Origin of the sequence: Kocuria sp. SM24M-10, from assembly GCF_001027955.1 — a bacterium.
Classification (GTDB): domain Bacteria; phylum Actinomycetota; class Actinomycetes; order Actinomycetales; family Micrococcaceae; genus Kocuria; species Kocuria oceani.
The window spans coordinates 52,354-69,107 of the sequence record NZ_LDNX01000125.1 but is presented as its reverse complement, the minus strand read 5'-3'; the positions used below and the strand labels follow the sequence as shown (position 1 = coordinate 69,107).

Below are 16,754 nucleotides of genomic sequence, written 5' to 3'. Positions count from 1 at the left end.
CCCGACCGCTGATGTTCCTGCGGCCGGGCCGGCGGGCAGAACCGATCCTCAATCCACTGGCGCCCCGCCCGGGCGGCGCCCACCGAAGGAGTCCTTCATGACCTCTGTCCTTCCTTTCACTGACATCGACCTCTCCGACCTCGAGGAGGTCGGCGGCAAGAACGCCTCTTTGGGCGAGTTGATCCGCAACCTCAGCAACGCCGGGGTGCAGGTCCCCGGCGGCTTCGCCACCACCGCCACCGCGTTCCGCCAGTTCCTGGCCGCCGACGGCCTGGACACGCGGATCGCCCAGACCCTGGAGGGCCTGGACACCGCCGACGTGACCGCCCTGGCCGCCGCCGGTGCGCACATCCGGTCCCTGATCCGCAACGCACCGCTGCCGGACGGACTGGAGACCGGGATCCGGGATGCCTACGAAAAACTGGCCGGGACCCACCCGGCAGGAGTGTCCTGGGCGGTGCGCTCCAGCGCGACCGCCGAAGACCTGCCCGACGCCTCCTTCGCCGGACAGCAGGAGACGTTCCTGAACGTGCGCGGGGTGGAGAACGTGCTGGCGGCGGTCAAGGACGTCTTCGCCTCCTTGTACAACGACCGTGCCATCGCCTACCGGGTCCACCACGGGTTCGCCCACGCCGAGGTCGCGCTCTCGGCCGGGGTGCAGCGGATGGTGCGCTCCGACGTCGGGGCCTCGGGGGTGATGTTCACCATGGACACCGAGTCCGGGTTCACCGACGCGGTGTTCATTACCTCCTCCTACGGGCTCGGGGAGGCGGTGGTGCAGGGGGCGGTGAACCCGGACGAGTTCTACGTCCACAAACCGGCCCTGGCCGCCGGGCGCCCGGCGGTGCTCAAGCGCGGGCTCGGGGACAAGGCCCTGCAGATGACCTACACCGACTCCCAGGAGCTCGGGGAGACCGTGGGTTTCGTGCCCGTGCCGCAGGCGCAGCGGGGGAGGTTCAGCCTCACCGATGCGCAGGTGGAGCAGCTGGCCCGCTACGCGGTGGCGATCGAGGACCACTACGGCCGCCCGATGGACATCGAGTGGGGCCTGGACGGCACCGACGGAAACCTCTACATCCTCCAGGCCCGCCCCGAGACCGTGGTCTCCCGCCGTGGGGCCGGGGCCGTGGCCCGCTACCGGCTCCACGAGACCGGCACGGTGGTGGCCCAGGGGCGGGCCATCGGCCAACGGATCGGGGCCGGGCGGGTGCGGGTGCTGTCCTCGGTCGAGCAGATGGCCTCCTTCCAGGAGGGGGACGTGCTGGTGGCGTCGATGACGGACCCGGACTGGGAGCCGATCATGAAGAAGGCCGCCGCGATCGTCACCGACCGCGGCGGGCGCACCTGCCACGCGGCGATCATCGCCCGGGAGCTGGGCATCCCCGCCGTCGTCGGCGCCGGGGACGCCAGCGAGGTGCTGGCCGAGGGGGACCCGGTGACGGTCTCCTGCGCGGAAGGCGAGGAGGGCCTGGTCTACGCGGGTCTGCTGGACTACACCGTGGAGAAGACCACCCTGGGCGCGATGCCCGAAGCACCGCTGAAAGTGATGATGAACGTCGGCACCCCCGAGCAGGCGTTCTCCTTCGCCCAGCTGCCCCACCATGGGGTGGGCCTGGCCCGGTTGGAGTTCATCATCAACCGCCAGATCGGCATCCACCCCCTGGCCCTGCTCGCCCTGCAGAACGGGTCCCCCGAGCTGGACCCCGGGGTGGCCGCCCAGATCCGGGAACGGATCGCCGCCTACCCCGGACCGCGCGAGTACTACGTCCAGCGCCTGGCCGAAGGCATCGCCACGATCGCCGCGGCCTTCGCCCCTGAGCCGGTGATCATCCGGCTCTCGGACTTCAAGTCCAACGAGTACGCCAACCTGCTGGGCGGGCCCGAGTTCGAACCGGCCGAGGAGAACCCGATGCTCGGGTTCCGCGGCGCCTGCCGGTACCTCTCGGAGAGCTTCCGGGCCGCCTTCGAGCTCGAGTGCGCAGCGGTCGTCCACGCCCGCACCACCATGGGACTGAGAAACATCAAGCTCATGGTCCCCTTCGTGCGCACCCTCGACGAAGCCCAGGGTGTGATCGAGCTGCTGGCCGCCAACGGACTGCGGCGCGGGGAGGAGGGCCTGGAGATCGTGATGATGTGCGAGCTGCCGGCCAACGCCCTGCTGGCCGAGGAGTTCCTGGAGCACTTCGACGGGTTCTCCATCGGCTCCAACGACCTCACCCAGCTCACCCTGGGCCTGGACCGCGACTCCGCCCTGGTCGCCTCCTCCTTCGACGAACGCGACCCGGCGGTCAAGAAGCTGCTGGAAATGGCCATCACCGCCTGCAAGGAGCGCGGCAAGTACGTCGGGATCTGCGGCCAGGGCCCCAGCGACCACCCCGAGCTGGCCGCCTGGCTGCTGGGCCAGGGCATCGACTCCGTGTCCCTGAACCCCGACGCCGTCGTGGACACCTGGCTGGCCCTAGCCACCACCACAGCACAGCCGGCCGTGTGAGCACCCTGGTCCTGGTGCCGCCGGCGCCAGGACCAGGGCACCAACCCCACCCCCACCCGGACCACCGGACATCCCGACGAGAAGACAGCGGAGGCACCCGTGACCGACTCCTGCCCGGTGGCGTTCTTCGTCTCCGACAGCACCGGCATCACCGCCGAGACCCTCGGCAACACCCTCATCACCCAGTTCCCGGCCCAGCGCTTCGAACGCCACACCGTGCCCTTCCTCACCACCGCCGACCACGCCCACCAGGTCGCGGCCCGGATCACCACCGCTGCGGAAACCGGGCGCACCACCGTGGTGTTCTCCACCGTCGTGGACCCGCACCTGCGCGGCATCCTCGAGGCTGGCGCCGGGTACTTCGTGGACCTCTTCGGCTCCCACATCCACCAGCTCGAAGCCGCCCTGCACACCACCGCGAACCCTCAACCCGGCAGGGCCCACGGGCTCGGCGACGCCATCCGCTACCAGTCGCGGATGACAGCCGTCGAGTACGCCATGGAACACGACGACGGGCAATCCATCCGCGCCCTGGAACGGGCCGATCTGATCCTCATCGCCCCCTCACGCTGCGGCAAGACCCCCACCAGCATGTACCTGGCCCTGCAGCACGGCATCCGCACCGCGAACTTCCCCCTAGTCGACGAAGACTTCGCCCACCGGTCCCTGCCGGCACCCATCGCCGCCTACGCGACCAAGTGCTTCGGACTCACCTCCCAACCCCTGCGACTGAGCCAGGTCCGCCAGGAAAGACGCCCGGGCACCATCTACGCCTCCCTGCCCCAATGCACCTGGGAACTGCGCAACGCCCAGCAGATGTACGCCCTCAACGACATCCCCCACCTCAACTCAGCCTTCATGTCCGTGGAAGAAATTTCCGCCACGATCCTCCAGAGAATGGATCTCCAAGAAACCGGCACCGGCTGAGAATTCTCGGATCCACCGGAGCTGTCGATGCGGGAGCAGATGGCCGCCCATGCCCTGGGGCTGAACCTCGCCTCCCTGATGTTCGCCATCGTGTACGCGGCCGACCACGACACCTCGGAGGCCTTGGAGGACCCGGTGGCCACGGTCCCGCACATCATCCAGGCGCAGCGGCTGCTCGGGGATCCCGACCGTCTTCTGCACGTGGTGGCCGCGGAGCTGGCGGCCCTCCAGGGCCTCTACGACGACCACCTGACCACTTTGCCCAGAGTGCAGCGGTTGAGCTCCACTCTGGTGATGAAGAACGTCGTCCAGGACCGGCCCCTGCCCCTGTGATCCGCCTGAGAGGCAGAGGCAGTGAGATGGTCCAGGCAATGCCTCGGTCCCCGAACGCACTATGCGCCGGGGACCGAGAGGAGTGCTGCACGCAGTGATGACGGGTCAAAGTTGGCCAGTCGGGGTGTCGGTGGGGCGGTCAGGTTTCTCGGATCAGGGTGTTGTTTTTGGTCTCGCGCATGAGGATCCCGGTGACCAGAGTGATGCCGGCGACGCCGATGAGGTAGTAGAGGAACCAGTCCTGGTGGCCGGCTTGTCCGAGTGCGGCGTTGATGTAGGGAGCGGTTCCGCCGAAGATGGCGGTCGCGAAGGAGAGCGGACCTGCGACACCGGCTGCGCGGACTTTGGTGGGGAACACCTCGGCCCAGACCGCCCCGTTGACACCGAACAGCAGCGCCAAAGCGGTCAGCGAGGCCAGCATGGCCAGCAGCAGTCGCCCGAAGCTGCCGTCGACCAGGTTGTAGATCGGAATGGTCAGCACGGCAAAGGCTACGCCGAAGGCGATGACCAACGGCTTGCGACCGATGCGGTCGCCCAGCCAGCCGGCGCCCAGGACGGCACCGAGGAAGAAGGCTTGGGCGATGAGGCTGGCCGTCAGCGAGCTGGAGGGATCCTGTCCGTGCTGAATCTGGGCGTAGGTCGGCATGTAGATCAGCCAGGTGTAGAACATGACCGAGCCTCCCGCGGAGAGCCCGAAGACGATGAGCATCGCACGCCAATGGTGCAGCAAACCCCGCTTGGGTCCCGCCGGTGCGGCGTTGTGCTCGTCGGATCGCTGGGTCGGGGCCTGCTGGGAGGCTTCTTCGAAAGCATCGGTCTCGGTCAGCCGGCGCCGCAGGTAGAGGGCATACAGGCCCAGGGTGCCGCCGATACCGAACGCGATGCGCCACCCCCACTCGCCCACCTGCGCCTGGGACAAGGTGGAGGTGAGGATGAGCCCGGTGATGGTGGCCAGCATCGTGCCGAGCACGACGCTGACCCAGGAGGTGCTGCCGAACAGCGCGCGCCGACCGTGCGGGGCCCGCTCCACCAGGTAGGTCACGGAGGTGCCCATTTCGCCGCCGTGGGCCAGGCCCTGCAGTAGCCGGGCGACGAGCAGGATCACCGAGGCGAGAAGTCCCACCGAGGCGTAGGTGGGGGCGATGGCGATGACCAGGCTGCCGAGGGCGGTGAGCATCATGGCCACGGTCAGGGCTTTGCGGCGCCCGGCACGGTCGGCGTAGGCGCCGAAGAGGATGCCGCCCAGCGGTCGGGTGACGAATCCGACGGCGAACACCGCCAGGGTGGCCAGCAGGGCCGAGGCGGGGTTGTCCGGCTGGAAGAACTGGACGGCGAAGTACGGGGCGAAGATGGAGTAGATCGTCCAGTCGTACCACTCCAGGGTGTTGCCGAAGTTGACGGCGATGAGGTCTTTGATCCGTCGGCTCTTGGTCTCAGCGGTCGCACTCGAGGCCGAGGAGGACGTGGCGGGCGCCTGGGCCTGGTTCGTCTGGCTCATGCTGCTCGTCCCTCCAAGCCCATCTGGGCGTCGTGGTCGGCGCCGGGCACCCGCATCTCGAAGGTCTCCCGCACGACGGTGTAGTCGAAGTACCCGAGTCGGGCGATCGGCTCGATTTTCCGGATGTCCAGGCGTCCGTCGACGGTGATGACCGCATCGTCGATGTGCACGGTCTCCACGGTCGCGAAGATGACGTCGACCGTGCCCACGGCGGAAGCGCCGGGGATGTGGTGGGTGGAGTGGTACTTGCACTCGAACTTCACCGGGCTCTCCTGCACCATCGGCACCGGGTAGTTCTCCGCGTAGCTGCGGGTGATCCCCAGGTGGTCGAACTCGCTCTCCTCCGGGCTCAGGGCCATGGCGCTGAGGTTGACGGCTTCGCGCAGCGGGTAGGTCGCCATGTTCCACACGAACCATCCGGTGGTCTCGGCGTTGATCACGGTGTCCTTCCGGCGCCCGTCGGGGTATTGGTTGGCCGAGAACATCACCATCGGGGGGTCGAAGGTGAGGTTCTGCCACTGGCTGTACGGGGCGATGTTCTCCACCCCGTCCGTGCTCACGCTGGAGAGCCATCCGATGGGTCGGGGCACGGTGCAGCTCTTGAAAGGCGAGTAGGGCAAGGGACTTGCCTCAGTGGCCGGACGGTACTTCACGGGATCCTCCAGGTGATGGGTCTCACAGCAACACCTCGATCGTAGGGCGTATATAGGGCGTATATCAAGAGTATGTGGCTGTCTATTGTGTACTCTGGCGTCGAAAGGACGTGAGATGACGAAGGCTGATGAGGCGTACGTTCTGCTGGCGGAGATGATCGAAACGGGGCGATTGGAGCCGGGTGCGTTCCACACGGAGGCGGGCCTGGTGGAGGAACTCGGCCTGGGTCGGACCCCGTTGCGGGAAGCGGTGCAGCGTCTTGACCGTGACCATCTGGTGCGCATCCGACCCGGTCGGGGAATCGAGATTCCGTCCAACTCGGTCGAGGAGCAGCTGCGCCGCTTGGAGGTGCGCCGGGTCACGGAGGCTCTGGCGGTGGCGTTGGCCTGTGAACGGGCGACCGTGGCGGAACTGGCCGGCATCCAGGCGTTGGCCGAGGAGCTGGAAGGCATCCAGGAGCTGGAGACCTATGTGGGGGTCGTGCGCGGTACGCATCGGATGTTGTGCGCGGCGGCGCACAACGAGTATCTGGCCGATGCGATGACCCCGTTGCAGGGCCTGTCCCGCCGGTTCTGGATGGCCCACATCCTCGACGGGGCCCGGGAGGTCACCGCGGGCAAGGAACTGCACCTGCAGCTGTTGCGGGCGATCCTGGCCCGTGATGTGGAAGCCGCACGGGAGGCGTCGATCCAGCTCAACGACTACTTGGTCCAGTTCGCCCTGGGTGTCGCCACCCGCAACGCACGGCTGGGCAGCGCGGGATTCGCACGATAGCGACAATGCCGGTGGAGATCCCCCACGGACCGGGCATGTCCACGGGCCCGTCCCGGCCTGATGCGCAGTGGGGCGCATCAGGCCGGGCGGAAGCGGTGCTGGCCTCAGTCGGTTTCCGGGCCGCTGCAGTAGGGGCAGGCACTGTCCTCCCTGCAGGCCGGCGGCACGCCCACCAGTGATTCCGGGTGGAGCAGGGGAGTGGTCTCGGGTTCTGCCAAGGCGGTCATGGTTGTTCCTTCCGACAATGCCCAGGGTGTGTGGTGGACCCGCGACCGGGTTTCAGGTCGCAGAGGCGGCTGCTGCGGATCAGGGGTAGAGGCCGCGGGTGAGGTGGGCGTCGGCCACCCGTTGGACGGCGGTGACCGTTGCCGCTTCCCTGAGTGTGAGGTCGTGCTCCTGGCTGGAGCGCAACAGGCCGTGCCAGGCGGTGAGCATGCGAGTCTCCAGGCGGTCGTCGACTTCTTGCTGGGACCACCAGTAGGCCTGGTTGCCCTGGACCCATTCGAAGTAGGAGACGATCACCCCGCCGGCGTTGGCGAGGATGTCGGGCACGACCAGCACGTCGGCCTCGGCGAGGATGCGGTCGGCTTCGGCGGTGGTGGGGCCGTTGGCGCCTTCGACGACGATCCGGGCCCGGACGTTCGGGGCGTTCTCGGCGGTGAGCACGCCTTCCACCGCGGCCGGCACCAGCAGGTCCACGTCCAGTTCCAGCAGGTCCTGGGGGGCCAGCGGGTCGGTGCCGGGGCAACCGACCACGCTGCCGGTCTGCCGGGTGTGGGCGGCCAAAACGTCGTGGTCGAGTCCGCTCGAGCGGTACACCGCTCCGTACTGATCGGAGACCGCCTGGACCCTCACTCCGGCTTCGGCGAGGAACTCGACCGCGCCCGCGCCGACCTTGCCGAAGCCCTGCACCGCGGCGGTAGCTCGGGCGGGGGTGAGCCCACGGTGCTCCAGGGCGGCCAGGGCGATGTGGACGACCCCTGCCGAGGTGGCTGAGGAACGGCCCAGGGATCCACCGAGGGAGACGGGCTTGCCGGTGACGATGGCCGGGGCGGTGTAGCCGACGTTGACCGAGTAGGTGTCGGTGATCCAAGCCATGGTCTGCTCATCGGTGCCGATGTCGGGGGCGGGGATGTCCTTTTCGGGGCCGATGATCGGCAGGATCTCGGAGGTGTAGCGGCGCGTGACGCGCTCGAGCTCCCCGGCGGAGTAGTGGCGGGGGTCGATGGTGATCCCGCCCTTGGCCCCGCCGTAGGGCACGTCCAGGAGCGCGCACTTCCAGGTCATCCACATCGCCAGGGCGCGAACCTCGTCCAGGTCCACGGCCGGGGAGTAGCGCAGCCCGCCCTTGGCCGGGCCGCGGGAGAAATTGTGCTGGACCCGGTAACCGCGCAGCACCTCGGTCTGCCCGGTGTCGCGGCGCAGCGGGATGGACACGGTCAGCTCCCGGCGCGCGGTGGCCAGCAGCTGGTGCAGACCGGTGTCGTAGCCGAGGGTGGCGATGGCGGTGGCCAGCTGGGCCTGGGCGGTTTCCAAGGCGGAGGGTCCGACCGTGATGAGGGGGGCGGTGTCGGTGACAGTCATGGCAGTGCTGGGTCTTCCTGTGGTGGGCGTGGCCTCGGGGTGGGCGCTAGGTGGGTAGGTCAGAGCAGCAGGCGCACGAGCGGGGTGGCGATGAGGATGGTCAGGGCCACGCGCTCGAACCAGATGATCACCAGGTGCCCCAGCGGGACCGGGATGTCGGTGGCCAGAATGGAGGGGACCAGGGCGGAGAAGAAGATGATCGCCGACACGCACACGATGGCGATGACCATGCGCAGCACCAGTGATTCCTCCCCGGCCACGATGGTGGCCGGCAGGAACATCTCGGCAATCCCGGTGGCGGAGGCCTTCCCGGCCAGCAGCGGCTCGGGCAGACCCACCACCCAGGCGAAGGGGGCGAAGAGGTAGCCGACCCAGTCGAAGACGGGGGTGTAGCGGGCCAGCACCAGCCCCAGCAGCCCGATGGAAAGGATCGAGGGGAGGATGGCCATGGCCATCTTGAACCCGTCACGGACGTTCTCGGCGATGTTGCGCCCCAGCGAGGGGGCCGCGTGCAGGGTGGTGCGGGCCTCAGACCAGGCGTAGCGGAAGCGGTTGCCGGTGACCTTCTCCTCGGGCTGGTGCTCCACGCCGGGGAAGGGGGTGTCCGGAATACGGCTCAGGGGAGGGATCCGCACGGTGATGGCGGTGACGATGAAGGTCACGACCAGCGCCAGCCAGAAGTACATCAACCAGTGCTCCATCAGGCCCAGGGTCTTGGCGACGATGACCATGAAGCTGGCCGAGACCGTGGAGAAACCGGTGGCGATGATCGCCGCCTCCCGGCTGGTGTAGCGGCCCTCACGGTAGACCCGGTTGGTCAGCAGCAGGGCCAGGGAGTAGCTGCCCACGAAGGAGGCCACCGCGTCGATCGCTGAGCGTCCCGGGGTGCGCCACAGCGGGCGCATGACGGGCTGGAGGAAGACCCCGACGAACTCCATCAGCCCGTAGCCGATGAGCAGGGCCAGGAAGATCGCCCCGATGGGCACGATCAGTCCCACCGGGATGACCAAGGCGTTGAAGAGGAAGGGCCCCATGTCCTCGGCCATCAACCAGGCCGGGCCGGCTCCGGTCACCAGGGCCACACCCACGGCGAGCCCGACCACGTTGAGCAGCGCGAACACGGTGCGCAGCCGGGAAGCCCGCCAGGCGCCGGTGACGAAGGGCAGCACGGCACCGGCCAGGATCAGCGCCAGGGCGTAGTAGGGCACGTAGTCCGCGGCGTTGTCCCGTAGCCAGGAGACCACATGGTCCAGGGGGATGGTGCTCTTCTCGCCCACGGTGATGGGCACGAAGAACATGAAGACGCCGATGGCGCTGTAGAGCACGAAGCGCAGCAGATCCGCGGCCGTGGTCCGATGGGCCTGAGCAGTGGTGGCCATGTCAGTATCCGTTTCAAAGGAAGAAGGAGGAAGGCGGTCAGCGTCGTGATGGACGGCTCGGGATCAGAGCAGGCGGTGGCCGGCCCGCCACACCGCGTGGGTGAGGGGCATGCCGGGGCGGTAGGCCAGGTAGATCGCCGCGGGGGCGTCGAGGACGTGCAGGTCGGCGCGGTGCCCGGGGGTGATGCGCCCCACCGGCAGCTCGTCACCGGTGGCTTTGGGCCGGGTGCCGGCGGCAAGGGATTCCTGGTCCCGGCGCAGAGCCCTGGCCCCGCCAAGGGTGGCGGCGGTGACCGCCTCCTCGATGGACAGCCCCATCTGCAGCACGGCCGTGGCCACGCAGAAGTTCATCGAGGTCGTGTAGGAGGTCCCCGGGTTGCAATTGGAGGCAATCGCCACCCTCGCCCCGGCATCGAGCAGTTGACGGGCCGGGGCCAACGGGGCGCGGGTGGAGAGGTCGCAGGCCGGCAAGACAGTCGCCACCGTCTCGTGCCCGGCCCGGGTACCGCCCGCCGATCCGGCACCGGAGGAGGCCAGGGCGTCGATGTCGTGGTCGGTGAGGTGGTTGCAGTGATCCACCGAGGCCGCCCCCAGCTCCACCGCCAAGGCCACGCCCTCGCCCGGGCCCAGTTGGTTGCCGTGCACCCGCAGCCCCAGCCCCGCCTGAGCGCAGGCGGTGAGCACCCGCCGGGACTGCTCGGCGGTGAACGCGCCCTCCTCGCAGAACACGTCCGCCCACCGGGCGTGCGGGGCGACCGCGGCCAGCATCGGCCCGCAGACTTCCTCCACATAATCTTCGGCGTCGAGGCCGGCCGGGACGAGGTGGGCCCCGAGAAAAGTTACGTCCTCCACGTGGGCTGCCGCGATCCGCGCGCTGCGCTGTTCGTCGGCAACCGTGAGCCCGTATCCGGTCTTGGTCTCCAGGTAGGTGGTGCCCCCGGCGGTGGCCTCCCGCACCCGGGAGGCCACCAGGGCATCGAGGCGGGTGTCCTCAGCGGCCCGGGTGGCGGCGGTGGTCACCCCGATGCCCCCGGCCGCGTAGGGTTCGCCGGCCATCCGCGCGGCGAACTCCCCCGAGCGGTCCCCGTCGAAGACCAGGTGCGTGTGGGAGTCCACCCACCCGGGCAGCACCGCCCGCCCGCCGAGGTCGACAGCGGTGTCGGCCGCCGGTGCCCCGCCTGCGGCACCGACCCACACGATGCGATCACCGTCGATGACCACCGCCGCGTCCCGAAGGGTGCCCAGCTCCTCGTCGACCGTGACCAGTTCGGTGATGCCGGTGATCAACTGCGCGCCACCGGGGGTCAGGTTCACTGGTGCTCCTGCATGGGAACGCGCACCCCACGCTCCTGGGCAACCTCGAGGGCCCGCTCGTAGCCGGCGTCGGCGTGGCGGATCACGCCCATGCCCGGGTCATTGGTGAGCAACCGCTCCAGCTTCTGGGCGGCCAGCTCGGTGCCATCGGCCACCGAGACCTGCCCGGCGTGGATGGAGCGGCCGATCCCCACGCCGCCGCCGTGGTGGATGGACACCCAGGTGGCACCGGAGGAGGCGGCGGTCAGCGCATTGAGCAGCGGCCAGTCGGCGATCGCGTCGGAGCCGTCCTTCATCGACTCGGTCTCCCGGTAGGGGGAGGCCACCGACCCGGAGTCCAGGTGGTCACGGCCGATGACGATCGGGGCGGAGATCTTGCCCTCGGCGACCAGCTCGTTGAACTTCAGGGCCGCCTTGTGGCGTTCCCCGTAGCCGAGCCAGCAGATCCGGGCGGGCAGGCCCTCGAACTCGACGTGCTCCTGAGCGGCGTCGATCCACTGGTGCAGGTGCTCGTTGTCGGGGAACAGTTCCTTGATCGCCGCGTCGGTGACCTCGATGTCCTTCGGGTCCCCGGACAGGGCAACCCACCGGAACGGGCCCAGACCCTCGCAGAACAGCGGCCGGATGTAGGCCGGCACGAACCCGGGGAACTCGAAGGCGCGGGAGTAGCCGGCCAGCCGGGCCTCGTCGCGGATGGAGTTGCCGTAGTCGAAGACCTCCGCCCCGGCGTCCTGGAACTCCACCATCGCCTGGACCTGGGCGGCCATGGACTCCCGGGACTTCTTCGTGAACCCCTCCGCATCGGCGGCAGCCTCGGCCTCCCACTGCTCCACCATGTACTCGGCCGGCAGGTAGGACAGCGGATCGTGGGCGGAGGTCTGGTCCGTGACGATGTCCACCGTCAGCTCCCCGGCCCGGTGGCGGGCCAGCAGCTCCGGGAAGACCTCCGCGGCGTTGCCCACATAGCCCACCGACAGGCCCCGCCGTTGGGCCTTGGCCTCGTTCACCTTGCGCAGGGCCGTGGCGAGGTCGGTCTCGACCTCGTCGAGGTAGCGCTTGGCCTGACGGCGGCGCAGCCGGGTCTCGTCCACGTCCACGATCAGGCACGCCCCGCCGTTGAGGGTCACCGCCAGCGGCTGGGCCCCGCCCATGCCCCCGCACCCACCGGTCAGCGTCAGCGTCCCGGCCAGGGTGGGCTCGGTGAGCCGGCCGTCCTCGTGCATCTTCCGCGCCACGGCGTAGAAGGTCTCATAGGTGCCCTGCAGGATGCCCTGGGTCGCAATGTAGATCCAGGACCCGGCGGTCATCTGCCCGTACATGGTCAGGCCCTCGGCCTCCAGTCGGCGGAACTCGGGCCAGTTCGCCCAGTCCCCGACCAGGTTGGAGTTGGCGATCAGCACCCGCGGGGCCCACTCATGGGTGCGGAACACCCCCACAGGCTTGCCCGACTGCACCAGCAGCGTCTCGTCGTCCTCCAAGGACTCCAGGGTGCGGCTGATCGCGTCGAAGGCCTCCCAGTTGCGCGCGGCCTTGCCGGTGCCGCCGTAGACGACCAGGTCTTCGGGTCGCTCGGCGACCTCGGGGTCCAGGTTGTTGTGCAGCATGCGCAGCGGCGCCTCGGTCTGCCAGCTTTTGGCGGTCAGCTCGGTGCCGCGGGCGGCGCGCACGGTGCGGGTGACGGACGGGGACATGGTGACCTCCAAGGTGCAGAACGGTGCTCGAGAATCCGAGGATGAGGAGTGGTCGTGACCGCGGTCACAAGCTCTGCCTTCATCAAACCGTTCAGCACCCCGGCCCTACTACGGCTTTCCGCAGGTTCTGTCTGGTATGTCAGACACCGGGGTCAGGGGTGGTGGCCCCGGTGCCGTACAAGCGCCGTGAGAGCTCGTTGGCGCTCTGGTGCATGGCGCCCAGGATCTGCGCCCACCGGTCCTCGGGAACTCGGTGGGTCATGAAGGTGACCGTGATGGCTGCCGCCGGCCAGCCCGTGTGGTCCCTGGCCACGACGGCCAGGGAGCTGAAGTCCTCGGTCACCTCGTCCTGCTCCAGGGCGTAGCCCAGCCGCTGGACCTGACCCAAGGTCTCTTTGAGGGCGCCGTAGGAGGTGATGGGGTTCTTGCCGGTGCGGGTGGGAAAAGTTTGTGGACCGGCATAGAGGGCACGAACCTGTGCCGGCGGGAGGGCGGCCATCAGAGCCCTACCCGTGGCGGTGAGATGGGCCGGCAGGCGCACTCCGACGTCAGTCGCCAGAGAGGGGCGGTAGCGGGCGCGTTCCTCCACGAGGTAGACCACGTCTTGGCCTTGCAGCACCCCCAGGTGCGCGCTTTCGCCGAGGCGGTCCACCAGTGAGGCCAACAAGGGCCGCCCCAATCGGGCCAACGGCTCCTGGCGCTCGAAGGCGTAACTGAGCTCGAACGCGCTGACCCCCAACCCGTAGAGCTTCTCCTCCACCAGGTGCAAGACGAAGCCGTTACGTTCCAGGACCGCCAGCAGGTGATAGACACTCGAGCGCGGCAGCTCCAGGGCCGCGGCGATCGCACCTGCCCCCACCGGTCCCCGCCGGGTAGCCAGGTACTGCAGGATCCGCAAAGTGTTCTCCGCCGCGGGGACTTTCGAGGAGCTCATTGCGCACCCTTTCCGGTCATCGACCACCCAGCCCACGAATCGGTCTGAGATCCCAGACCCATTGTGCGTCGGGGCGTGGCATTCCCCCAGTGCATCCGTTGGAGTGGTACCCACAGTCCTTTCATCAGTCAGGAGAACCCGTGGAGCTTCCCTCCCCACACCCTGCCGCACCCGCCTCCCGGTGGACGGGTCGCACCGACGGCACCGGCCCACAGCACCGTCGCTGGCATCAGGCCGTGCACCTGCAGGAGGAGCTCGCCACTGCTTCCCAGTACGTCCCGCAGGAGCCACGGGAGGGTATCGCCGTCGTGGGCTTCTGCAGCGACGAGGGGGTGCGCCGCAACCACGGGCGCCCCGGAGCGGTCAGTGGCCCCGCAGCGCTGCGGAGCGCACTGGCTCCCCTGGCGCTGCACGAAGACTTTTCCGTCCTCGACGCCGGAGACATCACGGTGGACGGGGATGACCTCGAGGCGGGCCAGCGACGCCTGGGTGCGGCGACCACCGAGCTGCTGAACCAGCACTCACTCACGATCGTGCTCGGGGGAGGACACGAAACCGCCTACGGCAGCTACCTCGGCATGGCCGGCTCCCACCGGGTGGCCGAAGAGCAGCGAGTGGGCATCTTGAATCTCGACGCCCACTTCGACCTGCGAAACGCCCCCCAGCCCACCTCAGGCACACCGTTCCGCCAAATCGCCGAAAGCGAGCACAACGCCGGTCGCCCCTTCCTCTACGCCGTGGTCGGCATCAGCCGACCCAACAACACCCGGGCACTCTTCGACACGGCGGCTGACCTCGGGGTCGAGCATCTGCTCGATGAGCAGTGCGCGACGCACACCGGCCAGGTGTCCGAATTCGTCGAAAAGTTCCTGGCCCAAATCGACGTGCTCCACCTGAGCATCGACCTCGATGTTCTCCCCGCCGCGGTAGCCCCAGGAGTCAGTGCCCCGGCCAGCTTCGGGGTACCGCTGGACGTCATCAACGCCATCTGCCACCAGGTCGCCGCCAGCGGAAAGCTCGCACTGATGGACGTCGTCGAACTTAATCCCACCTATGACATCGACAACCGCACGGCCCGCACCGCGGCCCGACTGATCACCACAGTCGCCCATACCGCAGCAGAACACCACAGATAAGGCGAAAGTCCCACCCGCGAAAACACCAATAGGACACCACTTCTAGGCTCGGGTAGAAGGGAATGAGGGCGCCCGTCCCGCTTTACATATGGCCAGTTAGCAGCGGACCCTGCTGCGGTAGACGTTCCTGTTCGCCCCCTGGGGTCAGTGCGGTGTCCAAACGGGGATGACGAGCACTCAGCCCGGCACCCCGGTGCGTCGGTGACGAGGCGCGACAATCACTTAGTCCTGGACCATGACACCGAACGCGATGGGTTCACCTGTATTGGGGTCACTTCCGAGCAGGCGGACCAGACCGCTCTTCCTTGGTGTTTGGAATGGCCCCTCGGGCTCCTGGTGCATCTCCGCGAACACCTCAAACCGGCGGCCGTGAGCATGCTCATTCACCCACCGCAGCACTTCATGGATGTCCTCGACATGCGTCAGGGCGAATGCGTCGAGGCTCCATGCTCCTCCCGCCGTCGATTGCCAGAAGTTCACACGATAGACGGGTGATTCGACGATGCTCTGTGGCTCGGCATGAACCGTCTCGATGACGCGCATGCTCGTCAGCCTAGGACCCGAGGACAGGCGGAAATAGGGCTCGTTAGCGACCTTGATGGCATCGGGTGGATTCGCGCGTCACCCGTCCCGACGGTTCCATCGCAGTTGGGGTTCCTCAGGGGCTCGTATTAGTAGATCGAATCCGCCCCGGACATGCTGTGGTGATTCAGGGCTCACAGATGCTGGGCCCGGTACTGAAGTACAAGTGCGAGCCCAGCCGCGAGGACGATCACCGCCAGGGAGATCCAAAAGATCCACGGCCCGGCCGGGTACATGTCCACGAAGATCGAGGGCTGCCCGCCGATCTGATCGGGATAACCGCAGACGAAGGTGGGTGGGAAGAACGTCCTCTCCCCAGAGATGTAGCCCATGTCGACAGCACCCAGTGCCTGGGCGCTGTCCGGTGGCCCCTTCACCGCACAGACGTACTGCGGGCCTTCGCGAACGGCCACCAGGTGAGCGGCTTGATTGAGGGCCCCGAGCAGGCAGGCGGCGGCCGCGATGATCCAGCTGATGAAAACCCAGTCGCTGTTCTCCATGACGGGTTTCGAGGTGCTCGACGTCCCAGAGGCTCGGGAAGCCGGCACAGGGATGTTCATGGGTGGAGCCTAAGCTCCGTTCACCCGCCATCCCGGTTGATCTGACGAACCGGCAAGCCGTCACAGACGCCAGGTTGCGGGTGTAGCAGCAAGGACTGGTCCATGAGTCGTTGCGGGATCAGTCGTACTCTCGTGGAATGAGCGATTCCGGTGTGGTGCGGTCCTGGTTCGACGAGGCAGGGTGGGGAGTCCTGGACTCCAAGCTGACTCCCGGGGGCTGTTGGGCGCACTTCAGCGTCCTCGCCGTGGTCGGGCACCAGGCGCTGGTGCCGGGTCAGGCGGTGGAGCTGGAGTGGGAACGCGCCGAGCAGGACGGCTATTCGTATCGGGCGGTGCGGGTGTGGCCGGCGGGGGAGAAGCCCGTCGACGCCGAAGCGGGGCGCGGATCCGCGTCGGACGCCTACGCCAGCGCTTTGGAGATCGTCTGGGACCGTTGAGGTGCTGGTTGGGAGACGGGTTTCTAGGGCGCGGTCGAGAACCCCTTCGGGGGTGGAACCCGGTTATCTCGCGGAGCCGGGAGGACGCACCCTGCGACCCCGTGGATAGATTGAGCTCATGAACAAACTGGTTCCGTCTCTAGCGCTGATGCTGCTAGGCCTCACAGTGACCGCCGCTTTGGTAGCAGGCATCGCCACCAGGGCGATTCTGGTGGATGAGACCGGTTCGAACGGACACATTCTTATCGTTGAGTACCTCGGTCTGGCCGCTGGACTAGCCCTGATCCTCAGGGGCCTGATGAGCACGTTCATCAGCGCAACGCGCCAGTCTCAGGCGTAGGGAGCCATAAGACCAGAGGCCAAAAATGGTCGGCTCCAGGCCCTCGGCGTTGACAATTCGGAGAGCTCGTCCGTTGCAGCAGGGGTTCCTATGCGACGGGGATGCTCCCGTTTCCCATAG

16 protein-coding genes are annotated in these 16,754 nt (G+C 68.0%); 7 read left to right on the top strand and 9 right to left on the bottom strand.

Annotated elements, in window-relative coordinates:
• Positions 1-97 precede the first annotated feature (97 nt).
• From ppsA to ABL57_RS14775, 3 genes are all read left to right on the top strand, one after another.
• Positions 98-2,491: a phosphoenolpyruvate synthase gene (gene ppsA, locus ABL57_RS14785; protein WP_047804237.1), complete on the top strand. Its 2,394-nt coding sequence runs from the start codon at positions 98-100 to the stop codon at positions 2,489-2,491.
• 99 nt (positions 2,492-2,590) lie between these two features.
• The gene (locus tag ABL57_RS14780) at positions 2,591-3,418 is read left to right on the top strand and encodes a pyruvate, water dikinase regulatory protein (protein ID WP_047804236.1); all 828 of its coding nucleotides are present in this window, start codon (positions 2,591-2,593) and stop codon (positions 3,416-3,418) included.
• 27 nt (positions 3,419-3,445) lie between these two features.
• Positions 3,446-3,751, top strand: coding sequence for an Lrp/AsnC ligand binding domain-containing protein (locus ABL57_RS14775; protein ID WP_047804235.1), 306 nt, complete (start codon positions 3,446-3,448; stop codon positions 3,749-3,751).
• A gap of 139 nt (positions 3,752-3,890) precedes the next feature.
• Here ABL57_RS14775 and ABL57_RS14770 read toward each other — a convergent pair whose 3' ends face one another.
• Both ABL57_RS14770 and ABL57_RS14765 read right to left on the bottom strand, forming a co-directional pair.
• On the bottom strand, positions 3,891-5,249 hold the full coding sequence (locus tag ABL57_RS14770; protein WP_053004997.1) for an MFS transporter: 1,359 nt from the start codon (positions 5,247-5,249) through the stop codon (positions 3,891-3,893).
• Positions 5,246-5,902: a flavin reductase family protein gene (locus tag ABL57_RS14765; protein WP_047804234.1), complete on the bottom strand. Its 657-nt coding sequence runs from the start codon at positions 5,900-5,902 to the stop codon at positions 5,246-5,248. Before ABL57_RS14765 ends, ABL57_RS14770 begins: the two co-directional genes overlap by 4 nt.
• Positions 5,903-6,017: 115 nt before the next feature.
• On the opposite strand from ABL57_RS14765, the gene ABL57_RS14760 reads away from it, so the two are divergent.
• Entirely contained in the window at positions 6,018-6,677 is a 660-nt protein-coding gene (locus ABL57_RS14760) for a GntR family transcriptional regulator (RefSeq protein WP_047804233.1), read from the top strand.
• Positions 6,678-6,983: 306 nt separating this feature from the next.
• On the opposite strand, the gene ABL57_RS14755 is transcribed toward ABL57_RS14760, so the two are convergent.
• The 5 genes from ABL57_RS14755 to ABL57_RS14735 all read right to left on the bottom strand — a co-directional run bounded on the left by ABL57_RS14755 (position 6,984) and on the right by ABL57_RS14735 (position 13,579).
• Positions 6,984-8,261: a Glu/Leu/Phe/Val dehydrogenase gene (locus ABL57_RS14755; protein ID WP_047804232.1), complete on the bottom strand. Its 1,278-nt coding sequence runs from the start codon at positions 8,259-8,261 to the stop codon at positions 6,984-6,986.
• Between the two features lie 59 nt (positions 8,262-8,320).
• Positions 8,321-9,640: a YjiH family protein gene (locus ABL57_RS14750; protein WP_047804231.1), complete on the bottom strand. Its 1,320-nt coding sequence runs from the start codon at positions 9,638-9,640 to the stop codon at positions 8,321-8,323.
• A gap of 63 nt (positions 9,641-9,703) precedes the next feature.
• Entirely contained in the window at positions 9,704-10,954 is a 1,251-nt protein-coding gene (locus tag ABL57_RS14745; protein WP_371212485.1) for an amidohydrolase family protein, read from the bottom strand.
• Positions 10,951-12,645: a urocanate hydratase gene (locus ABL57_RS14740; protein WP_047804230.1), complete on the bottom strand. Its 1,695-nt coding sequence runs from the start codon at positions 12,643-12,645 to the stop codon at positions 10,951-10,953. The genes ABL57_RS14745 and ABL57_RS14740 overlap by 4 nt, the downstream gene beginning before the upstream one ends.
• A gap of 139 nt (positions 12,646-12,784) precedes the next feature.
• On the bottom strand, positions 12,785-13,579 hold the full coding sequence (locus ABL57_RS14735) for an IclR family transcriptional regulator (RefSeq protein WP_047804229.1): 795 nt from the start codon (positions 13,577-13,579) through the stop codon (positions 12,785-12,787).
• A gap of 140 nt (positions 13,580-13,719) precedes the next feature.
• On the opposite strand from ABL57_RS14735, the gene hutG reads away from it, so the two are divergent.
• Complete coding sequence (gene hutG, locus ABL57_RS14730; RefSeq protein WP_047804228.1) at positions 13,720-14,715, top strand: formimidoylglutamase; 996 nt, start codon at positions 13,720-13,722, stop codon at positions 14,713-14,715.
• 222 nt (positions 14,716-14,937) lie between these two features.
• On the opposite strand, the gene ABL57_RS14725 is transcribed toward hutG, so the two are convergent.
• Complete coding sequence (locus tag ABL57_RS14725) at positions 14,938-15,258, bottom strand: hypothetical protein (protein WP_053004996.1); 321 nt, start codon at positions 15,256-15,258, stop codon at positions 14,938-14,940.
• Between the two features lie 173 nt (positions 15,259-15,431).
• Complete coding sequence (locus ABL57_RS14720; RefSeq protein WP_047804227.1) at positions 15,432-15,797, bottom strand: hypothetical protein; 366 nt, start codon at positions 15,795-15,797, stop codon at positions 15,432-15,434.
• 197 nt (positions 15,798-15,994) lie between these two features.
• Between ABL57_RS14720 and ABL57_RS14715 the strand changes: the two genes are divergently transcribed.
• Both ABL57_RS14715 and ABL57_RS14710 read left to right on the top strand, forming a co-directional pair.
• The gene (locus tag ABL57_RS14715; protein ID WP_047804226.1) at positions 15,995-16,294 is read left to right on the top strand and encodes a hypothetical protein; all 300 of its coding nucleotides are present in this window, start codon (positions 15,995-15,997) and stop codon (positions 16,292-16,294) included.
• A 118-nt stretch (positions 16,295-16,412) separates the two neighbouring features.
• Complete coding sequence (locus ABL57_RS14710; RefSeq protein WP_047804225.1) at positions 16,413-16,634, top strand: hypothetical protein; 222 nt, start codon at positions 16,413-16,415, stop codon at positions 16,632-16,634.
• Positions 16,635-16,754 lie beyond the last annotated feature (120 nt).